The 26,452-nt window shown below is 54.0% G+C and carries 22 protein-coding genes; 10 read left to right on the forward strand and 12 right to left on the reverse strand.

What is annotated here, in order from left to right; all coding sequences use genetic code 11:
• Positions 1-215: 215 nt before the first annotated feature.
• Genes mads1 through J2Z75_RS28235 form a run of 6 tightly spaced genes read left to right on the forward strand, consistent with a single transcriptional unit; the run spans position 216 to position 9,780 of the window.
• Positions 216-404, forward strand: a complete 189-nt coding sequence (mads1, locus tag J2Z75_RS28210; RefSeq protein WP_209857184.1) for a methylation-associated defense system helix-turn-helix domain-containing protein MAD1 — start codon at positions 216-218, stop codon at positions 402-404.
• Positions 404-2,809 carry a type I restriction-modification system subunit M gene (locus tag J2Z75_RS28215; protein ID WP_209857186.1) on the forward strand — a complete coding sequence of 802 codons (2,406 nt, stop codon included), beginning with the start codon at positions 404-406 and terminating at the stop codon, positions 2,807-2,809. Before mads1 ends, J2Z75_RS28215 begins: the two co-directional genes overlap by 1 nt.
• Complete coding sequence (locus J2Z75_RS28220) at positions 2,803-4,080, forward strand: restriction endonuclease subunit S (protein ID WP_209857188.1); 1,278 nt, start codon at positions 2,803-2,805, stop codon at positions 4,078-4,080. The genes J2Z75_RS28215 and J2Z75_RS28220 overlap by 7 nt, the downstream gene beginning before the upstream one ends.
• Positions 4,077-6,029, forward strand: coding sequence for a GmrSD restriction endonuclease domain-containing protein (locus J2Z75_RS28225; protein WP_209857190.1), 1,953 nt, complete (start codon positions 4,077-4,079; stop codon positions 6,027-6,029). Before J2Z75_RS28220 ends, J2Z75_RS28225 begins: the two co-directional genes overlap by 4 nt.
• A complete protein-coding gene (locus tag J2Z75_RS28230) occupies positions 6,026-9,076 on the forward strand; it encodes a type I restriction endonuclease subunit R (RefSeq protein WP_209857192.1) in 3,051 nt (1,016 codons plus the stop codon). Before J2Z75_RS28225 ends, J2Z75_RS28230 begins: the two co-directional genes overlap by 4 nt.
• Positions 9,076-9,780, forward strand: a complete 705-nt coding sequence (locus J2Z75_RS28235; protein ID WP_209857194.1) for a M48 family metallopeptidase — start codon at positions 9,076-9,078, stop codon at positions 9,778-9,780. Before J2Z75_RS28230 ends, J2Z75_RS28235 begins: the two co-directional genes overlap by 1 nt.
• 54 nt (positions 9,781-9,834) lie before the next feature.
• Here J2Z75_RS28235 and J2Z75_RS28240 read toward each other — a convergent pair whose 3' ends face one another.
• The 4 genes from J2Z75_RS28240 to J2Z75_RS29445 all read right to left on the reverse strand — a co-directional run bounded on the left by J2Z75_RS28240 (position 9,835) and on the right by J2Z75_RS29445 (position 14,147).
• Positions 9,835-10,761, reverse strand: a complete 927-nt coding sequence (locus J2Z75_RS28240; protein WP_209857195.1) for a Kiwa anti-phage protein KwaB-like domain-containing protein — start codon at positions 10,759-10,761, stop codon at positions 9,835-9,837.
• Positions 10,742-11,320: a hypothetical protein gene (locus J2Z75_RS28245; RefSeq protein WP_209857196.1), complete on the reverse strand. Its 579-nt coding sequence runs from the start codon at positions 11,318-11,320 to the stop codon at positions 10,742-10,744. The genes J2Z75_RS28240 and J2Z75_RS28245 overlap by 20 nt, the downstream gene beginning before the upstream one ends.
• A 1,057-nt stretch (positions 11,321-12,377) precedes the next feature.
• Entirely contained in the window at positions 12,378-13,406 is a 1,029-nt protein-coding gene (locus tag J2Z75_RS28250) for an IS110 family RNA-guided transposase (protein ID WP_209857197.1), read from the reverse strand.
• 615 nt (positions 13,407-14,021) lie between these two features.
• A complete protein-coding gene (locus J2Z75_RS29445) occupies positions 14,022-14,147 on the reverse strand; it encodes an AAA family ATPase (RefSeq protein WP_234937624.1) in 126 nt (41 codons plus the stop codon).
• Between J2Z75_RS29445 and J2Z75_RS28260 the strand changes: the two genes are divergently transcribed.
• Positions 14,110-14,910, forward strand: coding sequence for a hypothetical protein (locus J2Z75_RS28260; protein WP_234937632.1), 801 nt, complete (start codon positions 14,110-14,112; stop codon positions 14,908-14,910). The two genes, J2Z75_RS29445 and J2Z75_RS28260, sit on opposite strands and share 38 nt — an antisense overlap.
• 461 nt (positions 14,911-15,371) lie before the next feature.
• Here the strand turns inward: J2Z75_RS28260 and J2Z75_RS28265 are convergent, their stop codons facing one another.
• The 3 genes from J2Z75_RS28265 to J2Z75_RS28275 form a co-directional block, all read right to left on the reverse strand.
• Entirely contained in the window at positions 15,372-15,956 is a 585-nt protein-coding gene (locus J2Z75_RS28265) for a hypothetical protein (RefSeq protein WP_209857198.1), read from the reverse strand.
• Positions 15,957-16,119: 163 nt separating this feature from the next.
• Positions 16,120-16,584, reverse strand: a complete 465-nt coding sequence (locus J2Z75_RS28270) for a hypothetical protein (RefSeq protein ID WP_209857199.1) — start codon at positions 16,582-16,584, stop codon at positions 16,120-16,122.
• A gap of 17 nt (positions 16,585-16,601) precedes the next feature.
• Positions 16,602-16,994 carry a hypothetical protein gene (locus tag J2Z75_RS28275; protein WP_209857200.1) on the reverse strand — a complete coding sequence of 131 codons (393 nt, stop codon included), beginning with the start codon at positions 16,992-16,994 and terminating at the stop codon, positions 16,602-16,604.
• Positions 16,995-17,163: 169 nt separating this feature from the next.
• Here J2Z75_RS28275 and J2Z75_RS28280 point away from each other — a divergent pair, with 169 nt between their 5' ends.
• Positions 17,164-17,568: a hypothetical protein gene (locus tag J2Z75_RS28280; RefSeq protein WP_209857202.1), complete on the forward strand. Its 405-nt coding sequence runs from the start codon at positions 17,164-17,166 to the stop codon at positions 17,566-17,568.
• Positions 17,569-17,877: 309 nt separating this feature from the next.
• On the opposite strand, the gene J2Z75_RS28285 is transcribed toward J2Z75_RS28280, so the two are convergent.
• Positions 17,878-19,386: a S10 family peptidase gene (locus J2Z75_RS28285; RefSeq protein ID WP_407692825.1), complete on the reverse strand. Its 1,509-nt coding sequence runs from the start codon at positions 19,384-19,386 to the stop codon at positions 17,878-17,880.
• Positions 19,387-19,578: 192 nt separating this feature from the next.
• On the opposite strand from J2Z75_RS28285, the gene J2Z75_RS28290 reads away from it, so the two are divergent.
• Complete coding sequence (locus J2Z75_RS28290) at positions 19,579-20,094, forward strand: hypothetical protein (protein ID WP_209857204.1); 516 nt, start codon at positions 19,579-19,581, stop codon at positions 20,092-20,094.
• A 170-nt stretch (positions 20,095-20,264) separates the two neighbouring features.
• Here J2Z75_RS28290 and J2Z75_RS28295 read toward each other — a convergent pair whose 3' ends face one another.
• From J2Z75_RS28295 to J2Z75_RS28305, 3 genes are all read right to left on the reverse strand, one after another.
• Entirely contained in the window at positions 20,265-21,368 is a 1,104-nt protein-coding gene (locus tag J2Z75_RS28295; RefSeq protein WP_209857206.1) for a Fic family protein, read from the reverse strand.
• A 477-nt stretch (positions 21,369-21,845) separates the two neighbouring features.
• Complete coding sequence (locus J2Z75_RS28300) at positions 21,846-22,268, reverse strand: type II toxin-antitoxin system VapC family toxin (RefSeq protein WP_209857208.1); 423 nt, start codon at positions 22,266-22,268, stop codon at positions 21,846-21,848.
• On the reverse strand, positions 22,265-22,531 hold the full coding sequence (locus J2Z75_RS28305) for a type II toxin-antitoxin system Phd/YefM family antitoxin (protein WP_209857210.1): 267 nt from the start codon (positions 22,529-22,531) through the stop codon (positions 22,265-22,267). The genes J2Z75_RS28300 and J2Z75_RS28305 overlap by 4 nt, the downstream gene beginning before the upstream one ends.
• Before the next feature lie 306 nt (positions 22,532-22,837).
• Between J2Z75_RS28305 and J2Z75_RS28310 the strand changes: the two genes are divergently transcribed.
• Positions 22,838-24,130 carry a TadE/TadG family type IV pilus assembly protein gene (locus tag J2Z75_RS28310; RefSeq protein ID WP_209857212.1) on the forward strand — a complete coding sequence of 431 codons (1,293 nt, stop codon included), beginning with the start codon at positions 22,838-22,840 and terminating at the stop codon, positions 24,128-24,130.
• Between the two features lie 597 nt (positions 24,131-24,727).
• Here the strand turns inward: J2Z75_RS28310 and J2Z75_RS28315 are convergent.
• Positions 24,728-26,452: calcium-binding protein (locus J2Z75_RS28315; protein ID WP_268842107.1), on the reverse strand; the 1,725-nt coding region annotated here is incomplete at its 5' end.

Below are 26,452 nucleotides of genomic sequence, written 5' to 3' on the forward strand. Positions count from 1 at the left end.
GCGAAGGAGTGTTCGCATCGCCTCCGGCGGGATCGAACAAAGGAATGGGCAAATCCCTTCGGGTAGCAGGATTTCCTCAACATCGCCCAAGTGCTCGGCGTTCTCCCGTAGGCCACCTCCGATAACGCCGTGAAAGAATTGACAGAATCCCTCATTGTTAGGTCCGCAATTTTCCCGTATTTTCTTGCCGAGGATTCGTGTGAGCTTCGAGCGCCATGCCGACGGAAATTATGACCATCCATGAGGTGGCGGAGTATCTGAAACTCAACGAAAAGACGGCCTATCGACTGGTGGCTGAGGGTGAGATACCCGGCTTCAAAGTCGGCGGATCGTGGCGGTTCAAGCGGCAAGACATCGAGCGTTGGATCGCCCGGAAAACGACGAAGAAGAAAGACAAGAAGTAATGGCCCGCAAGAAATCTGAAATCTACGCATCCCTCTGGGCAAGCTGCGACGAGCTTCGTGGAGGGATGGATGCGAGCCAGTACAAGGATTACATCCTCTCGTTGCTGTTTATTAAATACGTCAGCGACAAATATGCGGGTCAGCCGTTCGCCCCGATCAACGTGCCGGACGGCGCGAGCTTCAAAGATATGGTGGCCCTCAAAGGCAAGAGCGATATTGGCGATCAGATCAACAAGAAGATCATCGCGCCCCTGGCTGCCGCAAACCAAGCGCTCAACCAGAGCGACTTCCCGGACTTTAATGAAAGCTCGAAGCTTGGCGACGGGAAAGAGAAGGTTGAAAAGCTCACCAACCTTATCGCGATCTTCGAGGACAGGTCTCTAGACTTCTCGAACAACCGCGCGGAAGGGGATGACATTCTGGGCGATGCCTACGAATATCTCATGCGCCATTTCGCCACTGAGAGCGGCAAAAGTAAGGGCCAGTTCTATACGCCCGCCGAAGTCAGCCGCATTATGGCTCAAATCATTGGTATTGCCCAGGCGAAGACGAGCCAGGACACGACCGTCTACGACCCGACGTGCGGCTCAGGCTCTCTTCTATTGAAGGTGGGCGACGAAGCCGGGACCAAGGTCTCTCTTTACGGACAAGAAAAGGACTCAGCGACCAGCGGTCTTGCACGCATGAACATGATCTTGCATGACAACCCCTTGGCGGTTGTCATGCCGGGCAATACGCTTACCGATCCAAAGTTCACAGATAAGGGGCGGCTGAAGCAGTTCGACTATGTAGTGGCCAATCCACCATTCAGCGATAAGCGCTGGAGCACGGGGCTGGACCCGCTTAACGATCCGCACGAACGGTTCAAGCCTTTTGGGGTTCCGCCCGCGAAGCAGGGAGACTACGCCTACCTGTTGCATATCGTCAGGTCGCTGAAGAGTACCGGCACAGGGGCTTGCATTCTTCCGCATGGCGTTCTGTTCCGAGGCAACGCCGAAGCTGAAATCAGAAAGTCCTTGATCCGCAAAGGCTACATCAAGGCGATCATCGGTTTGCCCGCGAACCTTTTCTATGGCACAGGTATTCCCGCTTGTATCGTGGTCGTGGACAAGAAGGATGCCGCCGCGCGCAAGGGCATCTTCATGATCGATGCCAGCCAGGGCTTCATGAAGGATGGCCCGAAGAATCGGCTGCGTAGTCAGGACATTCACAATATCGTCGATGCATTCGCAAAAACCGCAACGATCCCCGGCTACTCTCGTATGGTGCCGGTCGAGCAGATCGAAAAAAACGACTTCAATCTCAATCTTCCGCGTTACATCGACAGCCGGAAGAGCGAAGACCGGCAGGATATCGACGGGCATCTGCGCGGTGGAATCCCGCAAGCCGATATCGAAGCCCTGAGCGCTTATTGGGCGGTCTGCCCGAAGCTCAGGGCTACCCTGTTTAAGGAATGCCGCCCGGGTTACGTCACGTTGACCGTGGACAAGGCCGCCATCAAGCAAACCATTTTTGAGCACCCGGAATTTACGGCGTTTACCACCGGCATGACCGCGCATTTTGCAGCATGGAAGACGCGCACTTCGGAAACTTTGAAGGCTCTCAAGCCGGGCTTTCATCCTAAAGATGTGATCTTTGAAAGCTCCGAGGGTCTGCTTGCTCACTACGAAGGCAAACCGCTTATCGACAAGTACGACGTCTACCAACACCTCATGGATTACTGGGCGGAGGTGATGCAGGATGATGCATATCTCATCACCTCTGATGGGTGGAAGGCAGAAACCTATCGCATCATCGAAAAGGACAAAAAGGGCAAAGATAAAGACAGGGGCTGGACCTGTGATCTGATCCCCAAGCAGCTGGTCGTTGCGCGCTTCTTCGCAAAGGAATGGACAGAGATCGACCGATTGACCGGCCAGCTGGCGGTTGCGAGCGCCAAACTTGCTGAACTTGAAGAAGAGCATGGCGGCGACGAGGGCGCATTCGCCGAGCTTGATAAGGTCAATAAGGTCAACGTTGCTGCGCGACTAAAAGAGATCAAGGGCGATAAAGACGCTGCCGAAGAAGCCGCTGTGCTCAAGGAGTGGCAAAATGCGTCTGAGACGGAAGCGGAACTCAAGAGTAAGATTAAGGCGGCCGAAGCCGAACTTGACGCCAAGGCGCTGGCGAAATACCCAAAGCTGACCGAAACCGACATTAAAACGCTGGTTGTCGATGACAAGTGGCTTGCGAATATCGAAGCCGACATTGGCGGAGAAATGGATCGCACTAGCCAGACGTTGACGAGTCGCGTTCGGATGCTGGGGGAGCGCTACGAAGCGCGGATGCCGGACCTTGCAAAGCGCGTCGCTAATCTTGACATCAAGATCGAGCAGCACCTTAAGCGGATGGGGTTCGCATGGTGAGTGCATCAACCTGTAAAGTCTCCAGGTCTTTACCGCAAAATGAATCTGCCGCTACTCTATCGGCAAGCCTTCCGTTGCCCGAAGATTGGAACGTGCTTACAGCAGACGCCATATGCCAGAAAATTCAAGACGGAACTCATTTTTCGCCCCGCTTAGGTGGCCACGACAATTTGTATATTACCTCTAAGAATATCCGCTTGGGGCGACTGAATTTATCAGACGTGGAATCAATAGATTCTGCTCAGCACGCGGCCATATACAAACGCTGCGATGTACGACCTGGAGACATTCTTTTAACAAAGGATGGAGCTAGTACAGGTAACGCAGCCATCAACACCATTAAGGAAGAAATTAGCCTGCTATCAAGTGTTGCATTCCTTCGATTTGACGAAAATGAACAAAATTCGGCGTATTTCCTGCAGTGTATACTCTCGCATGAAGGACAAGCGCAAATTCAGGAATTAATGTCTGGGAACGCAATTACTCGTCTTACTCTTGGAAAGATCAAGAAATTACGTTTTCCCGTGCCTCCAACGAAGATTGAGCAAGATCTCATCGCGCAGACGTTGTCAGATGCCGATGCGCTGATTGATTCACTGGAAGCCCTCATCGCCAAGAAACGCGCGATCAAGCAAGGCGCGGTGCAAGATCTCCTTTCGGGCCGTAAACGTCTGCCCGGATACAGAGGCGAGTGGAAAAATCTCCCGCTTTCCAAAGTTGGCGAGGTTCTCAATGGCTTGACCTATGCTCCGAGTGACGTTCGCTCTGATGGGATTTTGGTACTTCGATCATCGAACATCCAAGAGGAAGCGTTGAGCTTTAAAGACAACGTTTTTGTCCAAATGAACGTCCCATCCAAATGCCTTGTGGATGAAAATGATATCCTGATTTGTGTTCGAAACGGGAGCAGAGAACTTATCGGTAAGACCGCCAAAATTGATAAGCGCTGCCGTGGTATGGCCTTCGGTGCATTCATGGCTGTTTTTAGAGCACCCCAATACGACTATGTGCTTCAGTATTTCCGATCAGATCTCATGCGGAAACAGATCGCGGGGCATCTTGGCGCAACAATCAATCAGATCACCAACAAAAGTTTGAAATCGTTCTCCATAGCAATGCCTCCGACAAAAGACGAAGCCGACGCTATCTCAAAGATCTTAGGTGATTTCGATTCCGATATTTCGGAGCTAACTTCTAAGCTCAATAAGGTTCGCCAACTCAAACAGGGCATGATGCAAGAGTTACTGACCGGAAGGGTGAGGCTGGTATGAAAATTTCCACGGTCCTAGACCATATCGACAACGGCCATATGGCACTCCCCGAGTTTCAGCGAGGCTACGTTTGGAATCGCGATCAGGTTCGGGGGTTGTTCGATTCCCTCTATCGCCGTCATCCAGTGGGTGGGCTTCTGGTTTGGGCAACGGAATCCAATACAGCCGCGCATCGCGGTGACGGACCGCTTGCTCCAGGTGTCGTGAAGCTACTCCTCGACGGTCAGCAGCGTATGACATCGCTCTATGGTGTGGTACGCGGCAAGCCGCCTAAGTTCTTCGATGGGAACGCGCAGGCGTTTAACGGCCTGCAATTCAATCTCGAAACCGAGACTTTCGCCTTCTATCAGCCGATGAAAATGCAGGACGATCCGCGCTGGGTGGATGTCAGCGCCTTGATGAGAGCAGGGACTGCTGGGCTTGGCCCCCTTATTTCCCGTCTGGCCTCAAGCCCAGACACAGCCTCTTTGGTCAACGATGCTATCGGACGCCTAAGCCAGCTGCTGGCAATTTCCGAGATCGATCTTCACGTCGAGGAGGTAACGGGTCCGGACAAGACGCTCGACATAGTGGTTGATATCTTCAACCGCGTGAACAGCGGCGGCACCAAGTTATCCAAAGGCGATCTGGCGCTTGCGAAAATCTGTGCTGATTGGCCGGACGCACGCGATACGATGAAAGCCAAACTCAAGGAATGGGCGGGCCACGGCTATGGTTTCAATCTCGATTGGCTGCTGCGCTCGGTAAACACTGTGCTTACGGGCGAAGCCAAATTTCTTTATTTGCATGACCGCACCGCTGAGGAGATTCAGGGCGGCCTGAAGCGCGCGATCAAGCATATCGATACGTCGCTCAACCTGATCGCTGGGCGGCTTGGTCTTGACCATGACCAAGTTTTCTTCGGGCGCTTTGGCGTGCCGGTCTTGGTCCGCTATCTCGATCAGCATAAAGGGGCGCTCAACGAGCAGGAGCGCGACAAGCTGCTCTTCTGGTTCGCACAGGCTGGGATGTGGGGCCGCTTCTCTGGCTCGACAGAGTCCTATATCGACAAAGACCTTGAAGCGCTGACCGGCGAGGATGGCGGCCTCGACAAGCTTCTCGACACCCTACGCCTTTGGCATGGGGGTTTGCGCGTCGAGCCGGGTCACTTCACAGGCTGGAGCCTGGGCGCACGTTTTTATCCCGTTCTCTACCTGCTGACGCGCATGGGGGAGAGCCGCGACTGGGGCAATGGTTTGCCGCTCAAAGCCAGTATGCTCGGAAAAATGAGCAAGCTGGAGGTGCACCATATCTTTCCAAAGGCACAGCTTTACAAACGCAAATTCAAACGTGCCGAGGTCAACGCGCTCTCTAACTTCTGCTTTCTGACCAAGGACACCAATCTCAACATCAGCGACCGCTTGCCGGAAGAGTATTTCCCGGAAGTGGAAAAAGCGCATCCAGGCGCGCTAGCATCCCAGTGGATACCCGTGGACCCCGATCTTTGGCGGATTGAGAACTTTCCGCGCTTTCTTGAAGCGAGGAAAGCGATGCTGGCAGCCGAGGTGAACAAGCGTATGGAAGAATTGCTCCATGGCGAAACACGGTGGCTCGAAGGTCCATCCGCTCCAGCGCCATCTTCGATTGTCGTTCTAGGTGGAATCACCAGCGAAGATGAGGAACAGGAGCTTGAAGCGTTAAACGCGTGGATGGATCAAAAAAATCTCCCGCAGGGCGTGATTGCCTACGATTTCGCCGACGCCGAGACTGGCGAACAGCGCGCGGTCTTCGATTTGGCTTGGCCGAGCGGCATCCAAGAAGAATTGAGCCAGCCTGTCGCACTCCTACTCAACGAGGGCAGCGACGTTTTGGCCGTGGCAAGTCAGGCGGGCTTTCGATGCTTCATCTCCGCCGATGATTTTCGCCGCTATGTGAATGCCGAAATCCTTGTTGAGGATGTCGCTGCATGAACATGATTGGGAAGCCAGAGCGCACAACGCAGCGAAGGGTTATCAAGCTCTTTGAGGAAGAACTCGGATATCGATATCTCGGTGATTGGATCGACCGGGAACGCAACAGCAATGTCGAGGAAGAGCATCTTGCTGCCTATTTGCGGCGTGCCGGCTACGGTGAGGCGCAGATCAGCGCCGCAATCCGTAAGCTTGAGATCGAAGCGAGCAATACGGTTCGAAGCCTCTACGACAACAATCAGGCAGTCTACGGGCTTTTGCGCTACGGTGTTTCCGTTCAGGTGGAGGCCGGACGGCCTTCGGAGACAGTCAAACTTATCAACTGGTCCAATCCTCACGCCAACGATTTTGCGATTGCCGAAGAGGTTACACTGCGTGGCGGGCATGAGCGTCGCCCCGATCTGGTTTTGTACGTGAATGGTATCGCCCTTGGTGTGATCGAGCTAAAGAACAGCCGTGTCAGTATTGGCGACGGTATTCGCCAGATTCTCTCCAACCAGAGACCCGAGTTTAACGCTGCATTCTTCTCCACGATCCAGATCGTTTTCGCTGGAAGCGATTCCGAGGGGCTGCAATACGGCACGATCGGCACAGCGGAAAAATACTTCCTCAAATGGAAAGAGGATGAGGCGGACGACAGCCGGTACAAGTTGGACAAGTACCTGCTCAAAATCTGCAACAAGGATCGGCTCATGGAGCTGATGCACGATTTCGTGCTGTTTGACGCAGGGGTCAAAAAACTCCCTCGCGTTCACCAATATTTAGGGATCAAAGCCGCTCAAGAGAATATCCGCCGCAGCGAGGGTGGGATCATCTGGCATACTCAGGGGTCCGGCAAGAGCATTGTCATGGTGCTGCTCGCGAAATGGATTCTGGAGAATAACGCCAACGCCCGCGTCGTCGTCATTACGGATCGCGACGAGCTAGACAAGCAGATCAAGGGTGTGTTCGCAGGCGCTGGGGAAGCGATTCATCGTACCAACAGTGGGCGGGATTTAATGTCTGTGCTCGCACAGGCAAAACCGCGTCTCTTATGCTCTCTGTTGCATAAGTTTGGCCAGCGCGGTGTCGATGATTTTGATGCTTTCATCAAGGAACTAGAGGCACAGCCTAGCAAAACAGTGGGTGATCTGTTCGTTTTCGTCGACGAATGTCACAGAACACAAGGCGGCAAGTTGCACAAAGCGATGACCGCATTGATGCCGAATGCTGTGTTCATTGGTTTCACGGGAACGCCGCTGCTTAAGAAGGATGCCCAGACAAGCATTGAAGTCTTTGGTCGCTATATCCACACCTACAAGTTCGGTGAAGCCGTAGAAGATGAAGTCGTCCTCGATCTGATTTATGAAGCGCGAGACATCGACCAGCGGCTCGGTTCAGAAGATAAAATCGAAGCTTGGTTCGACGCTAAAACAAAGGGGTTGAACGACTGGCAGAAGGATGAGCTGAAAAAGAAGTGGGGGACGATGCAGCATGTGCTCAGTTCCCGTTCCCGCAAAGAGCGGGTCGTTCAGGACGTGATATTCGATTTTAGCGTAAAGCCTCGCCTGTCGAGCGAACGCGGTAACGCTATTCTGGTCGCCGCCAGCATCTATGATGCCTGCAAATACTTTGAGTTACTCCAAAAGACGCCATTCAGAGGCCGGTGCGGGCTCGTGACATCCTACAACCCCGTGACGCAGGACGTCACGCGCGAGGATACCGGGGCCAATTCCGAGTCAGACAAGCAATTCATTTACAATACCTATACGGACCTCTTGAAGACCGTCGTCGCTAAGCCTGGGATGAGCAAAACCGAGAGTTACGAAGAAGATGTAAAATCCCTCTTCATCACGCAACCGGCAAATATGAAGCTGCTGATCGTCGTCAGTAAATTGCTCACCGGGTTTGATGCGCCATCTTGCACTTACCTCTACATTGACAAAGAGATGCAGGACCACGGCCTGTTCCAAGCCATTTGCCGGACCAATCGCCTTGATGGCGACGACAAGGAATTTGGCTACATTGTTGATTACAAGGGCCTGCTACAAAAGGTCGAGAAAGCCATTGCGGTTTATACGTCGGAGCTAGACGCGACCTCAGGCGGTGCGGATCCTGGTATCCTTCTCAAAGATCGCCTTGAGAAGGGCCGAGAGAGATTGGATGAAGCTCTTGAAGTGCTCGTTCTTCTGTGCGAGCCGGTTGACCCCCCGAAGGCCGAGCTTCAATACATTCGCCATTTCTGCGGAAATACCGAGATTGCAACAGACCTTGAGGAGCGAGAGCCCCAGCGAGCTGCGCTCTACAAGGCCACAGCCAGCCTTGTGCGTGCCTATGCTGGCATTGCCGATGAGATGGAGGAGGCGGGCTACTCCGGCGACGATATCAAACGGATCAAGGCGCGTGTAGAGGAGAGTATCGCGCTTCGCGACACGGTGCGCCGGGCTGCGGGTGAATTGCTCGACCTCAAGGCCTACGAAGCCGACATGCGTCATCTGATCGATACCTATATTGAGGCCGACGAGCCGCGTAAAATTTCTCCATTCGATGATATCAGCCTGATCGAACTTATCGTCAAATCGGGCATAGCAGACGCCATTGCGGGACAGCTTTCTGGGCTAAAGGGCAATCGCGAGGCCATCGCCGAAACAATTGAGAACAACGTTCGCAGCAAAATCGTCAAAGAGCGCATGAACGATCCCGACTTCTTTGACCGCATTTCTGCGCTTCTCGAAGAGGTGATACGCGATCGCAGGGCCAAAGCCCTCGACTACGAGGCTTACCTCAAGTGCATGGCTGAGATCGTAAAAACTTTGGCTGCCGGAAAAACCGAAGATACGCCCGCGCAGTTGGATACCCCAGGCAAGCGTGCCCTTTATAACAACCTTGGCAAAAATGAAGACCTTGCCATGCGGATTGATTCTGCCGTCAAGACGTCCCGTTCCGACGATTGGAGAGGGGTTGAGCCGAAAGAGCGCGCGGTCAAAGCGGCTCTTTATAAGGAACTTCAAGACAAAGATGAGGTTGAGCGCGTGTTCGTCATCATCAAGGCCCAGCGGGAATACTGATGGTGAGCGAGCTGGAAATCGCTGATGTAACGGTTGATGTCGTGTTCAAGGACATTAAGAATGTGCATCTGAGTGTGTACCCTCCAACGGGCCGCGTTCGCGTATCCGCACCAAGCGATATGAAGCTTGAGACAATCCGGCTCTTTGCCCTCTCGAAAATTGGCTGGATCAGGAAAAATCAAAGGAAGATCGTCTTACAGGAGCGCGAAACCCCGCGTGAATTTATCGAGCGTGAAAGCCACTATATATGGGGGCGGCGCTATCTTCTCAGAATCGAAGATCATTATGAGCGCGGGGACGTGCTGCTCGGCCACAAAACCATAGAGCTGAATGTGCCGAAGGAAGCCTCCCAGAGTGAAAAACGGGAGGTCTTTCTCAACTGGTGCCGCGAAGAGCTACGGACGGCCAGCAAGCCGATCATCGAGCAATATGAGCGTCAACTCGATGTCCAAGTGAAGCGGTTCTTTATTCAGCGGATGCGAACAAAGTGGGGAAGTAGCAGCCCGCAAAGGCGGTCCATTCGGCTAAACCTCGATTTGATCCGTTTCACACCGGACTGCCTGCGATACGTCATACTTCATGAAATGGCTCATTTCATCGTCCCCAATCACAACGCGCATTTCATATCGATCCTCGACGCAAATATGCCTGCTTGGAGAACTATACGCGCCACTCTTAATTATGGTCCGCTGGCGGAATTCTAGCGAAGGCAGTCGGTTCAAGTGCACTCGGGGACACGCTTGGAGGGGGAGTTTGGTCTATTTTGCCGAGACCTTCTGCCGCCCAGTTGCCCGATATGGATCGCCCCCATTTCCTGCCAGGTCCAGGTGGTAGCGACGTGCGTCCAGGATTTCGAGGAGCCTCGCATGGTCTTGAACACGGCATTGAAGGCGTCCGTCCGCGAGCGTCTTAAAGACAATGCCATGCCGTACAGCCATTTCTTCAATCCGTGCTTGCTGGAAGTTCGCTAGATTAGGATTGGCAGCGATCGATGCAGCGTGTCTTGCCATTTGAGGATGGCGAGCGATACTGGCCTGGATGCGTGTCATATCGAGGAACAAAACAGTATCTTGAATATGCTGGAGTTTGGCGGTAGCGGTTGCTGCCACATGTTCGGTGATTTGCGCGACCAATTCCACATTGCGAGGATTTAGAATGAAAATGTTCGCATCCGTGACAACTACATCGTATTGGGGATCGAGCTTTAGCGTGTCTTCTTCAATAAGTACAACCGTATCGTTGACTAAACGGACTAACCGATTGCGGGCTGTCAACGTAGCCTTAAGCTGAGTTGCCTTGCGGATTCCAACGGCTTTTCGGCCCTGATTGTCGGTGAACTCTCCGAAATAGAATTCAATTTCGGAAACGTGATCGTTCAAGTTGGTCAAGTCAGGGAGGCCGCCAACATCGAAAATTTCGGAAAGCGCCGTCATGTACTCGTTGTTACGAGGACTATAAATCCGGCGCTTGCTCCCGTAATCTTCTGAGATATCGTAGACTTCCCAAGCCGTCGCGACGCCCTCGAAAGCGTTCACGGTATCGCTTAAAATCGATTTTAGTGCGCTCTTTGTTCCAGCGTCGGAGGGAATGAAATAGCGTTGCGCGTTTCCTCTTAGGCTCACGCCGAGATTCACCGCCTGTATGTTTTGAACGTCGAACTCCTGATTAATCATCGTCTTTTTCATCCACTAGAACGTTTCCACCCAACCGATACCCCGTTAAAGGCATTTTCTCCGGCAAATAATGCCGACGCGAAATGACCGCGTATGTCGCTAGTCGATCATCATTCCCTGAAGGCGTTCCTATTTTGACTTCCACTGTATAAATTCTGTAACCCAAGATCGCAAAGACGAGATTCATATAATGAAGACGCATATGCCAGAACAAAAACGTGATGAATAGAAACGCTATTAATACCGATGTTAGATCGCGAAGCTCATCGACATTTGCGTCGAACAGCGGGATCAGCATCGCGAACAGGTAAGTGAGGAGGTGCTCGCGCTGATCTTTGGCGCTAACGACGGTTATCGTTTTCACGTTTTGATGTTTCTTGGCCGTCCTGAATATTAAATAAAGTAGCACCGTCGGGAGCGCGAACAGAAATACGCATACCGGTATCCAAATGCTGTCACTAATGGCGTCCACGCCACGAACTGCCCAAAGAAGAAACACGGGGCTCAGACTTGAGCACACCAATATGAAGCGGACCAAGCCGAGGCCTTCGTTTACTTTCTCGCTGCTCATGCGTCCCCCCATTGTCCGCAGACTAGAAACTATCGCGGGAGGTTTCAACAGGAAATGCAATCACAGGGTTTAATGTTGGAAAAGAGCGGATGGGGTAGAGGAATCTGCCGTCAGGGACATGGCGCAGGGCATCTCATTTTCAGTGCTCTAGGTAGATGTTTTCAGTTTCATCCTCTAGGGCGCGCCAGATCTCCACCAGTTCAGAGCAAAGATGGGCACTTAATCCCACTCTTGATCTGGATAAAGCTTCCTAGCCTTAAAAACAGAGTCTTGGCCGGGGGGGCCAGCCGTCATGACGCCCTTCGCACTTCCGTTTGCCTGGTACCTCCCTTTGCGATCAGGTCAAGCCGTTGGCGGAAAAAAGTTAACCATTCGAGCGCACTCGGATTGCTGCTGTCGGGTGGCCAATGGCCAGGCAACGCGTAGCCGTACTTGCCGCATTTCATCGTTCGCAGTTCCAACTTTTCAAGCACTGGCATGCCATGCTCGACCAGCCACCCTCGCCACTGCTCGATCTGCTCCGCCTTCGTCTCGGCGACGAAAACGAGCGGGACGGCTCGCCGCGTCTCGACGCGAGTCGGCCCGTCCTCGCGCGGGTTAGGTTTATTTATTTTTTCTTTCTCTAAGTTTGGTGGACATATTTGTCCACCGGCTCAGTTCCGCGTGGAAACCAACAGGCGACTTCCAAACTTGTTGCAGGGGGAGTGAAATCAGCAACTAATCTTTACGCTCTCTTCTGCCTGCCAATAAGACACAAAAAATCTGATTAAATTTAATCTAAATTTTTCATTAACTCATATGTGGAACGGCCCGGTTGGCAAGGTTTTTCAGCGCAAATCACCTCCGGACGGTGCAGTCATATGTCCGGCCTGTGAGCGCGGTCATTGACCGCTGGCCACGATGAGATCCGCGATGTCGATCGCCTAATCAATTTTGCGCGCTTAAAGGCGCAGTGAGTCAGACGGTCTGATCGACATCGAGGTATCGCCCCTCGGGTTCATCACGCTTTCGTACCTTGCCGCTTTATCCCGACGCAGGAACGCCGGGAATTCTGTTCCTACGCCTCTGCCATCGCTGGCGCTTGGTATGTGCCGCCCTTGACCAAAATCGCCCATATCGTGCGGGCCATCTTGTTAGCCAGCGCCACGGCTGCCACCTTGTAGGGGCGTCGTGCCATTATTGAAACGACCCAGCCAGGTAGCTTTGAACCTCTCCGAGCCTGTTTCAGAATCGATGTAGCACCGACAATCAGTAGAGTTCGCAACTGCTTATTGCCGCGCTTTGAGATCTTGCCAAGCCGCTCCTTCCCTCCGCTGGAGTTCGCTCTTGGCGTGATGCCGATCCAGGCCGCCAAATCCCGCCCTGTTCGAAAGGCTGCCGGATCCTGAACCGCGGCACGAACAGTCGCTGCAATAATAGGACCGACGCCGGGGATGGTTGTTAAACGACGTGCGGCATCATCAGCTTTCACTGCTGCGACAATCTTACTGTCGAGCACCTCAACCCTTTCTGTCAGCCTTTCGATCTGATCGGCCATCTCCAAAAGCGCAGCTCTGGCCGAGTTTGGTAGACGACCGTCACGATCGTCGCGCAAAATGGCGACGAGCTTTGCAATACTGGTCATGCCGGTGGCGGCGACGATCCCGAGCTCGGCCATATGAGCACGCATCGCATTCGCCGTCTGGCTTCGCTGACGCACGAGTAACTCCCGGGTCTTCAAAACCATCCCGGCAGCTTGCTCGTCCGGTGTTTTGACTGGCACGAAGCGCATTGTCGGGCGCGTGACCGCCTCGCAGATCGCCTCCGCATCGGCGGCATCGGTCTTGTTACGTTTGACGTAGGGCTTCACGTACGCTGGCGGCATCAACCGCACCGTATGGCCGAATTCGCCGATCGCGTTGGCCCAGTAGTGGGCACTCCCGCATGCTTCCATTCCGACAAGGCATGGTTCGATGTGACGAAAGAACTCCAACACCTGTGATCGCCGCAAGGCACGGCGGACAGCGACGTGCCCGCCTTCAGTGATGGCGTGGATCTGAAAGACCGACTTGGCCAAATCCAGTCCAATTGTGGTAATCTTCTCCATGGAACGGTTCCCTCTGTCTTGTGGCGATTGGCGTCACCACGATAGGCATCCTGGATGCCGGCGCGAAGGGCCGTTCCACACCATCAATTTTGTCGCGAAAATCCCGAATTTTGCTCGATGGGTTAACCAGACTTTTGCAGCGCTGCAAAATTAGGATTTTGGCGACGCTAGAAGTAGCGTCCGCTGCACGAACTCATCAAAGAGAGTGGCCACGGCAAGGTCGTCTGAGGTGTCCACGACCCTCACGCCATGTTTCCTGGCGGCCACATGCATTTCCGAATTGTCGCGCAAGGATCGGTCTATAAATTTGTCGATTATGCTGCGCCTAGTCTCATCAGAGTGATTATATTTCGCCTCGGATCGCATCCTCTCTCGAAGGAAATCGTTGTCGGCATAGAGGAAAACCCCCAGCAGCTCGTCGGAAATGAGGGGAGCTATATACTCAGGCCGAAGTGCAGAGCCTTCAAACACGAAAGGCATTTGAACACGGCGCTCTGCGTCGATTCGTTGCCGTATGCTCGGCCACATGTTTTCGTGGTGTACCTTGAGAAACCAATAGATCGTCTCATGCGAAAGGCGAGAATAATATTCAGCGACAGGAGGGCGCACGTCCGGTCAAGGCCGGCCGGGATGACGTGCGATGCTATCCGTCGAGATTACGTTACATCCAAGCTGTTGAGCTAGGCGCGTCGCGAATGTCGTCTTGCCAACGTTGGAACTGCCGGAAATCAAGACGCCCATAACGGTCTTTCTTCAATATTCGCAAAAATCCCGAGTTTTTTCAGTTTTGCGCGCGATATTTGCGATGTTGCAGAATTGGAATTTCTGCGACAAAACCCTCAAACTTTTTATCACATTATTCCGGGCGGGGAGCAAAGTCAGCTTGATCATCGTCGTGGAAGGGATCAGTGCCGCTGGCAAGACGACCTGGTGCCGTCAACATGCTGCGCAATACCTGATCAAGGAAAGCTATCCGGAGAACCGGCCTGATCGGCATGCTGACGCCGTCGAGGCTGGCCGTCTGTGGACGGAGTGGAATGCAAAGCGGTGGTCCGACGCTGTTGCAATGGAGCGGGCCAAAGGTGCCGCCGTTTGCGATACGGATCCTCTAAAACTGCATTTCTCCTGGGCTCTCTGGCAGACCGGTGAGGCACGAGAGGCCGAGTGGCTTGCCCAGTTGGAGTTTACTCGCGAAGCGATCCGCAATCGCCGGCTGGGGTTTGCCGATCGCTACCTGTTCAAGAGGATCGATCCGCTGGCCGCCCAACAGCAGCGGGATGGTGACACCGCCAGGCCGCGGCCGAATTTCGGCCTGCATCTGCGTCTGCACAGCTCGCTGGTGCGATGGTACGAGACGATCGCAGAGCTGATGCCGGAGAGGGTCGTGTGGGAGCTACCGCAGATGCTTCCGCCGACCGCCGCGACGGGCGACCCTCATCGCTATGATCTGGCGCTGTTCGACAGGTTCATCGGTCTGCTGCCCCGGGCCGAGCAGAGGCCGTAGACCATCCTTACGTCGGTGTATTGCCGGCCGATCTATATATGATAATGTCCTTTATCGAACATTCTCAAGCGAGTGCGTCATATGGCTGTTGCAGTTTACGTAAAAGTGGGTCGGACAAATCGTAACCCAGTAGCGCTTGCCGATTTAGCGCGTCGGCAGGCAAATTATCTTGGCCCCGACGGGTTTTCAGCGATGAGGGGCCAAACAGACGAACGTTTTCGAGAGCGCGGAAACCTTCGCCTCGTATTTCCGTCACTGCGTATTGCGCGGGCGTTTCAGGATCGCGTCGAGGAAAATTGCGACGACGCCGTTTTCACGGAGCGTAAGCTATTGCGGAAAAAACGCTCCTGATCTCAAACGTGAACTTGAAATAGGGTGATGGGTAAGAGGCGGTTTCTCGGCGAGCGGTAAACCTTATTACTGTATCTTCAACGACTTCCATGCCCACCTTTGCAAAGAGTTTATTCCTGCCGCCGCATGAAATCAGCGAAGAGCGGGACGGTAAAGTCAAGAAAGCCGTGATCGGTGCTGTAGATCATCCCCTTGGCAATAATGCTAGCCCGGCTTGGCCCAAGCGACGACAACGAGCGGTCCATTGCGCGAGCTACATCTGCCATTGCGTAGGGGCCATCGCCCAAGCTCGACATCGTTTTCACGAACTGAATCTCTGACTTTGTCAGCCGGTCAATCCGGACCCTAAAGAACCCCTCATCAAGTAACGCTAATGTTTCGGCATAGGAGTGGTCGATGTCCTCGAACGTGATTTCCGGTCCTTCGGCGTTGTTCCAGGCGACCGAAGCCCATTCCTGAAGAAAAAATGGATATCCTTGCGTTCTTTCAACGATGGCATTTAGCGCTTTAGGGGCAATGTGGGCGTCCGCAAGGATGGCGCAGGGTACATCGTACGGATCGGACGCAATGCGTTCGAAGTAGCAGGGAGCAAATTGTTCAAGGCCGCTGACCTCGATGCAGTTGTTGAACTGTTGAAGGCTGCGAAGATGGCAGTGCAGGCGGACAAAGACTTGCAGGACAAGATCGCGCTGCACAGCATGGAGCGGTCGGAGCGCTTGAAGAAGGGGCGTGCAAAGGGTGTTAAGCGGAAATAATCAGGTAGTTGTTTACGCAAACAGTCAAACTACCCTAGACGGAAACGGCTAGGGTAGTTTGCGGCATGAACTGGGTAGGTGGGCTGTCGCTTACCTCTCGCCGCTAGATAGGTATTCCTGCGTCAAGGAGTCTTTGCTCCGCAGCGGCCAAAACTGTGTCGTCAAATCGCCCACGGTGGCGTAGTGCAACGGCTTCGAACAGCAGATCACCCATTTGTCTCTCGACAAGCATGTGAAATCCTTCAGAAGGCTTTGATCGAAGAATGAGCGACGCGACCGTTTCCAGTTCGCCAACCTTATCGATTTTCTGGCGAGTCCGATTTAGTCGGGTGGTTTTCTCGCGCTCTTGGGTCAGCGTGCCCTCAAGCGCGTGAATGCTTCGCCACACGTCATGTTCCAACGTACCTGGCTCAGACGAGGGAAGGAGATCGTAAAGGCGGCGCTCCGCAGCCTGTGCAACGGCAAGTTCGCCGCTCTTCCGAGCATTCAGGGCGATTTGGTGGAGCCTCTTGGGGTCTGCGCAAGTTGCGATAACTGCTAGGGCCTGTTCGACAGAGGGCTTGATCATATAAATTATCCTTCTGTTTAATTTACTGGAAGTGATTGGATAAACCGTGCGAGTCGTTCTGCCTCACGCTCCGTTAAGTCCACTGGCAGTTCGATTTTGATCTGCAGATCGGGGCGTAAGTGAAAACTATGTTGAAGGGTCTCCGGACGGTTGGTGGGTATCTCCGGTGCTTGGTTTGGACTCTCAAGCGAGATCAGAGTCATCGCAATACGCTCAACATGTTGCGTATTAACGTTCGCAGCCTTCTGAAGTAGGTTATGCAGGAACGTACCGCTGAAGCCAAATTTCTCCGCTAGGGCTGCATACGACATGCCGGTGCGGTCTTTGATGGCTTTGATGCGAGTAACAGTTTCGGGATTTAATGGACCGTTTGGGCTGGCTTGATGAGCAGTTGGATCAAAAGCGTTCAATTTCACCTCCTATTGTCAGATTCCGACTGCTGTCTATCAGTTTATAAAAAAGTAGTCAAATAATAAAAACTGAACGACAAAGTGGCTGTCTGCGCAGGCATTGATTTTGCTGCTTCAAGTGTCGGTAAATTTGATACAGATTTGAGAGTGTTCAGTGCAGGGGGATGACGTGAACCAGTTACCGAGTGACGCAACGCTTGCCTACGTGGTCAACAACGGGCTCCTGAACAAACCGGACGATTGGATCGCGAAGGTTCTCGGGATCATTCGTGGCCTGCCAGATGAACGTGGCCCATACTGTCTGCGAATCGGCGTTACTGGCACCGGCCATGCGCCAAATTATCGGATAGAACCCATCCACGAGCCCGCACGGACCGAAGAAGATTTAAAGTCTTTAGATACCCCGCATTGGGCGTATCTCGGTGCTATAAACACAGCCTACAGCGGACGCAGCCACGCGATTATTGTCAGCGGGCTCGATAAGGAAAGTTGGAGCAGCAAAGCCAATACCGTTCAAGAAGTTGGCGCTCTACTACTCCAAATGCACCGAGCGCCAAAGAAGGTTGGACGGTAGTTCGGGGAGTAAACCCAAGCAGACTTGCGAAACGTGTGGAACTCGAGTGAGGGCAAAAAAAAAGCCGCAGTTGCATTCTAAGCCCCGATTCTCACAACAGAGCAAGAGCTTTTTAGTTAATGAAAAGTTAACACCAGACTTTAAAGCCCCCAGTTAGCCGCGGCTAACTGGGGGCTTTCTGTTCGGTAGCGAAAAGAAGAGAAGACATATCGCTCCTTGTGGACCCACAGCACTCGGCGTTCGGTGCCCCACGCCGATAGGCAGTTAGCCGCGGCTAACCGCGCGATCAATCCCCTTTTTGCTGCAAGATCACTCCGGCGAATTCTTATAGAAAGTAAGGGCCTCCTGTGAAAATGCAGCTCGTGACGACGGCAACGTGTAGAACATATGTCCACCCCGATAGAGCCCAAGTTTCGTCCGTCCCGCCCCAAGCGTCGGCGGCAGATGATCGAGGACATATTTGCTGAAACCGTAGGGCGTCAGAGCGTCGCTGTATCCATGCGCCACCATCACCCTAAACTGAGGGATCACCGATAGGAGGTCGCGGATATCGGTTGCCGCGGTCGCGGTCACGCGGCTATCGCCACCCCTCCCACCGTTCCATTCCCAGCGGCGGTTCACATCCTCGTTCAAGAGTGTGTATGTCATATCGGTTTTGAAGCCGAGTTCGTCGCGGGCGTAAGTGGCAAAGGCAGCGCCGTAGGCCCGGGTGAAGCCGTCGAGGATGGGATCGTCATTTTGGCGAGTGGCCGCCTCGGGATAGGCATCGGCAACCGAATGGGCAGCATCATAGGGGCTGACAACCCTGCCCTCACCCGCTGACTGCTTCGTATAGATGTCACCGACGAAACCGCGCGTTCGCGAGACCTGCTGCTGCGGAATACCCGTGAGCGCCGAGACGCGGGCATAGAACGCATCCGCAGAAGGTCCGTGCGAAGGCGGCCCAGCCAGCGAGACAAGATAGTCGGACATTGCGAAACGTTCAGCGTCCTCCACGAGGCTCGGGTCGAACGCATTTTTCCGCTCAAGTTCCGCAGCGGCGAGTGAGGGTAGGCGCAGGGCAGCAGCCAGCGGATCGTCATCAGCGCGCCACAGGAACCGGCCCTCAATCATCGGCGAGATCATGATTATGCCTGAGACGAGAATACCCTGGGTCTCCTTTAGGGCCGAGGCAACTTTGGCGGCGCGAAATCCACCGTAGCTTTCGCCCAGAAGATATTTTGGAGAAGGCAAGCGCCCGTTCTTCTGCGTGTACAGGGCAATGACCTTAGCAAGGCTCTCGGCGTCCTGTCTAACCCCATGGAAGCTTTTGACATCCTCATTGTCGGTGGCGCGGCTCCAGCCCGTCCCGACGGGATCGATCAAGACCAGGTCTGTAAAGGAAAGCCAACTGTCCGGATTGTCGACCAGCGAGGGCCGGGTGCCATCATCCTGCCGTTCGCCGAACTCAAGGACGCGCGGACCGACCAGCCCGAGGTGAAGATAGGCCGAGGCGGCGCCTGGTCCGCCGTTGAACACGAAGGTGAGCGGGCGGTCGATCGGGCGGTCCTTCGCGACATAGGCCGTGTAGAAGACTTTCGCGGAACGTTCGCCGTTTTGGCCGAACAGGTCAAGCGTACCTGCAGTCGCCGTATAGGGCAGCATGTCAGTGCCCAGCTTCAGGCTATGCTCGGTGATCGAGTCCGGCGGGATGAGGCTGAATATCCCGCCCTGTACGCCTTGTTCTGGCGGGCGCTCGTGCTGATCCTGAGCCAATGCGGACGTGCCGAGAAGAACAAACAGCAGTGCGACTATGCGTGTAATGTGAAACGCTCGCAAGATATCACTCCTCCCCGGTAACTTCGCTTTGAGAAGTGTAGTGCGATCGGCCTCGTTCAGAGAACTCAACTCCTTTTGATCACCGCCATGATGGGAAGCGCGCCGGCGCGATTGAAGCGAAAGGCAGTGTCCCCTTCAATGCTCCGGTGCTAAAAGCCGCGACTGTCACCAAAAACACTGGACAGAAATTCCATGAACGTTGCACGCTACGCCGACTACATCGGGGACCTGAGGGCACTTTTTGCTGAACTGGACCGGCGGTCCGAACGATTCCAAACATTCGATGTGCGGCTGGAACTGGTCGCAGCCGGCAGCCTTGTCGTCTACGAGACTAAGCGACGCAAAGGCCAGACGGACAGTTTGTATTACGGTCGCTCCGCAGCCACTGGCCAGAACCAACAGATTTCACAGGCGGCGGCGTTTTCAGGGATCGATCGGTTTTTCGCGCTTGGCCAGTTTGTGGCATTAACCGACCAGGCGGACGCCGGTAGGGCCTCTCAGGCCCGATCGGTGAACGCGCAATACCCGCACTGCGCTGTCAATTTTTCCTATCGCAAAAAGGGTCAGGCAGTCGCTCGCTCCATGCTGATGGTCTTCGTTGGATTCAATGACGAAACCGATGCATTGGAATTCATTTCAATGACGGATGAGCCGACATTCGTAACGCAACGACCGTACTACACAGCAAAGTCCCATGAATGGAAGTGAGTGGGGTAGGGAGCAGGCGTTCTCCTGACGATATGGATGGTGCAGTCGGTAATAACCGCGCCACGAATAGCGGCCGCAGGATGCCGTTGCGAGCATTGGGAGGCCCAGTTCGACCTGCGATGGCCCGAACCGCTTGAATAGATCTTCATCACCGCTTAGGCCGTGGGGCGCTAACGCAAGTTCAGGGTGTAGCGGGCGTGTCGGCGTTCTCCGGTTCGCGTAAGCGCACCCTTCACCACCAGGTCAAGAAGGTCACGCGTCGTCGTCGCTCGCGAGGTTTGTGTGATCGCGATGTAATTCTCAGCGCTCAAAGCGCCCGTGAACCCTGCGGGTCCCTCCCTGAACATGCGAGCGATGGCTTTCTCCTGGCGTTCATTGAATTGGCCGCGGAACCGGTCGTAGAAATGCGCCTTGGAAATATAAAATGCGACACGCTGCAGGGTGGTTTGCTGCGCCTCCAGCACAGTCTCGGCAAAGTAAACGAGCCATTCGGTAACATCCAGCGTGCGCTGATTGCGTTCAAGCTGGTTGTAGTAAGCCTTGCGGCCATTTTCGATGGTATGAGCAAGGGCAATGAGGCTTGGTCGCTCAAGACTCTGCGCCAACGACTTTTCCGCAAGCGCTCGGCCAATTCTTCCGTTACCATCTTCAAACGGGTGAATGCTCTCGAAATAGAGATGGCCCAGACCGGCGCGCGTCACAGCGGGGAGGGGAGTAGCCCCATTGGGGGCTGATCTGTTGAACCATTCGACGTAAGCCGCCATTTCTTCGGGCACTTGCTTGGACGGCGGAGCTTCATAGTGAACGGTCGGTTTGCCGTGTCGTCCCGAAACAATCTGCATGGCGTCGTCATGGGTCCGGTACCCGCCGATCGTTCCGATGTAGCGGTTTCCGCTCATCAACATGCTGTGCCACCGAAACATGGTTGTGTCTTCGAGCGGAAGAGGCCAGGAATTATAGACATCGATCATCATTTCAGCGATGCCGCGCTCCTGCGGTTTGACCGGCCGACTGTCGGCATCGAGACCGAGTTGGCGACGCAAGGAGGACTGCACGCTCAGACGATCAAGCATTTCGCCCTCGATCTGTGACGTCTTTACCGCCTCGTCGCTTAGGAGCTCATTCCGCAGAAGATCGCGTTCTTCATCAGTGAAGTGACGAACCGCGCCGATCACTTCACCGGAAGAAGAAAGAAATCGGTTTTCGTAGGGCGCAATTTGAGTGGCGTCATAGTTAAACTGCGGCCAGCCTTTTTGTGTCCAATTCCAAATCATGAGTTATAGAGACCCCTTCTATAACTCATAATGCCCTATAAACGTGATTGATAGCAATCCTGCCTATCAATCAACTCGTGCGAGGCCATTAACCGGCGGATATCTCAATGGGCGGGCAGCAAGTGAAATCTTTACCGAACGGCGACCTCTGAAACGGCCCTTCTGAGGAGTGTACCGTCCAGCGTCACGGAAACTTCAACCTGCTATTGCCCCCGAGAAAGGGTTCGCTTTCGACCGGCAAAGGCAGCGGGAAATCAACGCGATGCCCTCGACAAGGCCCGTCGAACTTGCAAGGTGGAGCTAAGGAAAGAGACCCGGGTTGTCGCTCGATAACCCTGAGCACATCGGTCACCCATTTCAAGCATATGGATATTGTAATCAGGGTACGCCAATTCACGCCTGGCGGGAGGGCATCTATGGCCCCGACGCAGTCGAACGACCACCTGATACCTTCCAACATAGGTCAGGCCATCAATGTCAGGTGGCCCAGGGATCGATTAGTTCGATTCCAAATCCTTCGAAATCCTTCGAATTGCGCGTGGCGAGGGTAAGGTCGTGAGCGACCGCAGTGGCAGCGATCAGGCCGTCCATCGACGCAAGCCCGCGACCGCTTCGCTTCGCAAGCCCCATCAAGTCGCCCCAGGCCAGAGCGACAGACGCTTCAATGGGGATGACGCGGTGCTCAAAGCGCTCCTGGAGGTCGCGGTCAAGCCATTCCGCCAGCGCGTCACGTTTCCGACCACTGTCCATCAGAGCAACGCCTCGCCGAATTTCCGCAATCGACACGACACTTATGAAGGCGCGGTCTTCATCAAGTCTATCAAGCCATTCTAGAACGCGTTCGTCGGGGCGTGGTTTCGTCACCTCGGACAGGACATTGGTGTCGAGCAGCAGCCTCACAGCGGCAGATCACGCGGTTCGTCGTTTTGGCGCCCAAGGTCCAGATCAGCGCGGCGCAGCGGCGATTCCATCAGGAATGCCGCGAGTGAGCCCTTGCGTACGGTCTTCTTGTGCCATTCCTCGGCCGAAACAACAACGACGCTGGGTTTTCCGTTTCGGGTGATCGTCTGAGGCTCGGATTGTGCCCGTTCGATAACCTCCGAGAGTTTTGCTTTGGCGCCGGCGACTGTCCAGCTTTTCTCATCCCGTACCGATGGCTGCATTGTTCACTCCTGACTATCGTGACCATAATGACTATACAAGAGAGTCACACGAAAATGCAAGCGGTCAATGGAGGGGAGGGGCTTTTAAAGCTCCGAGGCCTTAGCCAAATTCACCCGGAAGCGGTCACGTCACCGCTAATAACGGCGGGTCATCGCAGCGCAAGCATGTTCCAGATGCTTCTGGACATAGCGTTTACCCACCTTCACGGAAGACGCAATAATACTCCATTCATTATACTTTCGTCCGAAATTTTAAGTGTGCCTAACTAACGTAATGACTTCAAATTAATTCCATAAGGATTGGCAATGTTACTACGGTTTTGGAGAGATCTCTCTGGCAACTTTGGGATGATGGCCGCCATATTGTTGGTGCCGCTCATAGGTGTTGCAGGCCTCGCCATCGATTTTAGCAATGCTTTGGCAGTCAAGTCCCAGCTTCAAGGGGCTGCCGATGCAGCGGCGTTGGCGGCTATCTCCGAATCTTCACCAGGCGTTGATCAAGCCCGTCACATGTCAGGTGACGGCGAGGTTACTCTTGGCAAAGCAGAAGCCTTGAGCTTCTTTCAGGCAAACCTTTCCGAGAGCATCTCGTTCACCATCGATGATGTAAAAGCGAAAGTCGTTAAAAAAGACAACAAGATTCAGTCCGTTGTTTACTATAAAGTGTCCGTCCCCACGTCCCTCACGAAAATTCTTGGAAAGGAGTCTATTCAGGTCTCAGGGCAGGCGGTCGCCGAATATCAAACAGAAACATACAGGGACTTCTTTCTTCTTCTGGATAACACCCCCTCCATGGGCGTAGGAGCGACCCCAAACGATGTTTCAAAGATGGTGACTAATACCTCTGACAAATGCGCATTCGCGTGCCATATCGTCAAGAACGGCGTCGAGGACAAGAAAAGTTACTACAATTTAGCGAAAACTCTCGGCGTCACGATCCGTATCAATGTCGTTGCTAAAGCAACCGCAACTCTGATGGACACAGCCACGGCATCGCGTAAGAGCAGCAATCAGTACCGCATGGCGGTCTATACATTTGGGAAGAAGGCCGAGGATACGAAGCTGCTCGAAGTGGTTTCGTTGACAAACGATCTGACTAATGCCCGGAAGAAGGCCGACGAAATCGAACTAATGTCTATCCCTTCCCAAGGCTACGACAATGACCAACAAACCGACTTCGACCGCGCTCTTACGCAAATCGGCGATAAAATGGGGACACCCGGAACTGGTCTGACGGCAGGCTCGCCAGAAAAAATTCTGTTCTTTGTTTCCGACGGCGTAGGTGACAGTTACAAGCCTTCACTATGCACGAAGAAAACGACCAGCGGCAGATGCCAAGAGCCGATCGACACCAAGTATTGCACCGCTCTGAAAGATAAGGGCTACAAGATTGCGGTCCTCTACACGACCTATTTGCCTCTGCCAACCAACGACTGGTATAATGCTTGGATCAAACCGTTCCAGTCCACAATCGGCCTTAAAATGGAAGAGTGCGCCTCAAGTGGCCTATTCTTCGAGGTGAGTCCAACACAAGGTATCAGCGACGCCATGACCACCCTGTTTAAGAAAATAGTGAATGCGCCCCGATTGACCGGCTGACATGTGCAGGATTGCAAATCAATCTAGCGTTGACTGTCGCAACTTGCTCTGGGAGCGGGTAAGTTTCACAATAGTCAACGCTGAGTTGGAGCTTGGTGGGACGAAGAGATTTCGCAGCGCTGCGAAGATGGTGATGAAGCGCTTGGGTTGGGGCTTGAGTGGAAACCAAACAGAAAACCTACGTAAGGTTCGCAGATATCTGGCCCGGTGTATAACAGCACGCTAGGGGCGCGCCCACACAAAGCGGACGTCGGCATCAGGGAACGTTTTAGCCCTGTCGCAAAATTTACTCCGGCCATCACACGCGAACGACTTTATGTGGGGCAAGGGAGGGGGCCTTCATTTCAAGAATTTCATGACGCCCTTCGCACTTCCGTTTGCCTGGTGCCTCCGGTTGCGATCTGGTCAAGTCGTTGGCGGAAAAAAGTTATCCATTCGAGCGCACTCGGATTGCGGCTGTCGGGTGGCCAATGACCAGGCAGCGTATAGCCGTACTTGCCGCATTTCATCGTTCGCAATTCCAACTTTTCAAGCGCTGGGATGAAGACAACGCGACAATGCAGCACCGGCGCATTGAACCGCCGGTACTGCTCGTATTCACGCAACGAACAAGAAATCGTCCGCGTGTAGGTTGGTCAACGTTACGTTCTTCAGCGTGATGTCGTTGTCACTATCAAGTCGAATGACTGTATTGGCTCCAGATTGCGATGATGCCGATATCACAGCAGTGAAGTTGCCGAACAATCCATTTTCGAATCGCAGCTTATCATCGGTTCCAGCTCCGGCTTTGAAATCGATGATTGTGTCGTGGCCGAAGCCGGGTTTGAAAACAAAAATGTCGCTACCGCTTCCTCCGGTCATGACATCGTTACCGCTGCCTCCAGTAATGGTATCATTGCCACCCACTCCGTCGATTGTGTCGTTTCCAGCTCCTGCATCAATGATGTCAGTGGTGCTGAAGCCAGTGAAAGTATCGTTGCCGCTCGTTGAGACAACGCGCAGATCGGCACGTGTCCATGTGGTGCCGTCGGCGAAAACGACCTTGTCGACTCCTTGACCGAGATAATCGATGAGGGTTTCCTTAATCAGCACCGATCCGGCATCTCCTGCCCCCGGCGCACTTTCAGCGATCACGACGGTAAGATCGTTCCCGTTGCGCACCAATGTGACGTCGGCAGGGTTGATGTCGGTGAACACCAGGCGATCGTCTGTTCCATTACTGTAGGCCTCGATGATGGTGTCGTTCCCGTCACCACGCGCGTAGTGGTAGGTGTCGTTTCCGGAAAAACCGCCAAATGTCTGGTTAGCAAAGGTATTGGTAAGGAGCAGGTCGCGGATTTGAGCCCGTGTCCATGTGGTGCCGTCGGCGAAGACGATCTTATCGACGCCCTGACCGAGGTAGTCGTTGAGGGTTCCCTTGATCAGCACCGATCCGGCATCTCCTGCCTCCGGCGCACTTTCAGCGATCGCGACGGTAAGATCGTTCCCGTTGCGCACCAATGTGACGTCGGCAGGGTTGATGTCGGTGAACACCAGGCGATCGTCCGTACCCTGATTGAAGGATTCGGTGATGGTGTCGTTCCCGTCACCACGCGCGTAGTGATAGGTGTCGTTTCCGGAAAAACCGCCAAATGTCTGATTAGCAGAGGTATTGGTCAGGAGCAGCTCGCGGATTTGCGCCCGCGTCCATGTGGTGCCGTCGGCGAAGACGATCTTATCGACGCCTTGACCGAGGTAGTCGTTGAGGGTTCCCTTGATCAGCACCGATCCGGTATCTCCTGCCCCCGGCGCACTTTCGGCGATCACGACGGTAAGATCGTTCCCGTTGCGCACCAATGTGACGTCGGCAGGGTTGACGTCGGCGAACAGCAGACTGTCATCTGTACCCTGATTGAAGGATTCGGTGATGGTGTCGTTTCCGTCACCACGGGCGTAGACATATGTGTCATTGCCTCCGGCGCCATTCACTATATCGTTGCCGAGGCCACCTCGTATGATGTCAGCGATGCCAGCCCCGTTAAGGGTATCGTTGCCACTGGTCCCCGTGTAAGTGGAGACCATTTGGATAATTTGGGCCCGCGTCCATGTGGTGCCATCGGCGAAGACGATCTTGTCGACGCCCCGGCCGAGATAGTTGTCGATTGTCTCCTTGATCAGGACTGATCCGGCATCTCCGGCTCCCGGAGCACTTTCAGCGATCACGACGGTAAGATCGTTACCGTTGCGCACCAGTGTGACGTCGGCAGGATTGATGTCGGTGAACATCAAGCGGTCGTCCGTGCCCTGGCTGTAGGATTCGATGATGGTGTCGTTGCCGTTACC

The sequence above is a fragment of the Rhizobium herbae genome, from assembly GCF_017873135.1.
Lineage (GTDB): Bacteria > Pseudomonadota > Alphaproteobacteria > Rhizobiales > Rhizobiaceae > Pararhizobium > Pararhizobium herbae.

What these genes read in the sequence shown, in the direction of transcription:
- J2Z75_RS28235 (WP_209857194.1), top strand. Translation starts at nt 9,076, where the DNA reads ATGGTGAGCGAGCTGGAAATCGCTGATGTAACGGTTGATGTCGTGTTC.
- J2Z75_RS28270 (WP_209857199.1), bottom strand. Translation starts at nt 16,584, where the DNA reads ATGATCAAGCCCTCTGTCGAACAGGCCCTAGCAGTTATCGCAACTTGC.
- mads1 (WP_209857184.1), top strand. Translation starts at nt 216, where the DNA reads ATGCCGACGGAAATTATGACCATCCATGAGGTGGCGGAGTATCTGAAA.
- J2Z75_RS28215 (WP_209857186.1), top strand. Translation starts at nt 404, where the DNA reads ATGGCCCGCAAGAAATCTGAAATCTACGCATCCCTCTGGGCAAGCTGC.
- J2Z75_RS28290 (WP_209857204.1), top strand. Translation starts at nt 19,579, where the DNA reads ATGAACGTTGCACGCTACGCCGACTACATCGGGGACCTGAGGGCACTT.
- J2Z75_RS28240 (WP_209857195.1), bottom strand. Translation starts at nt 10,761, where the DNA reads ATGAAAAAGACGATGATTAATCAGGAGTTCGACGTTCAAAACATACAG.
- J2Z75_RS28305 (WP_209857210.1), bottom strand. Translation starts at nt 22,531, where the DNA reads ATGCAGCCATCGGTACGGGATGAGAAAAGCTGGACAGTCGCCGGCGCC.
- J2Z75_RS28220 (WP_209857188.1), top strand. Translation starts at nt 2,803, where the DNA reads ATGGTGAGTGCATCAACCTGTAAAGTCTCCAGGTCTTTACCGCAAAAT.
- J2Z75_RS29445 (WP_234937624.1), bottom strand. Translation starts at nt 14,147, where the DNA reads ATGGGCGTCTTGATTTCCGGCAGTTCCAACGTTGGCAAGACGACATTC.
- J2Z75_RS28295 (WP_209857206.1), bottom strand. Translation starts at nt 21,368, where the DNA reads ATGATTTGGAATTGGACACAAAAAGGCTGGCCGCAGTTTAACTATGAC.
- J2Z75_RS28310 (WP_209857212.1), top strand. Translation starts at nt 22,838, where the DNA reads ATGTTACTACGGTTTTGGAGAGATCTCTCTGGCAACTTTGGGATGATG.
- J2Z75_RS28250 (WP_209857197.1), bottom strand. Translation starts at nt 13,406, where the DNA reads ATGGAGAAGATTACCACAATTGGACTGGATTTGGCCAAGTCGGTCTTT.
- J2Z75_RS28225 (WP_209857190.1), top strand. Translation starts at nt 4,077, where the DNA reads ATGAAAATTTCCACGGTCCTAGACCATATCGACAACGGCCATATGGCA.
- J2Z75_RS28230 (WP_209857192.1), top strand. Translation starts at nt 6,026, where the DNA reads ATGAACATGATTGGGAAGCCAGAGCGCACAACGCAGCGAAGGGTTATC.
- J2Z75_RS28245 (WP_209857196.1), bottom strand. Translation starts at nt 11,320, where the DNA reads ATGAGCAGCGAGAAAGTAAACGAAGGCCTCGGCTTGGTCCGCTTCATA.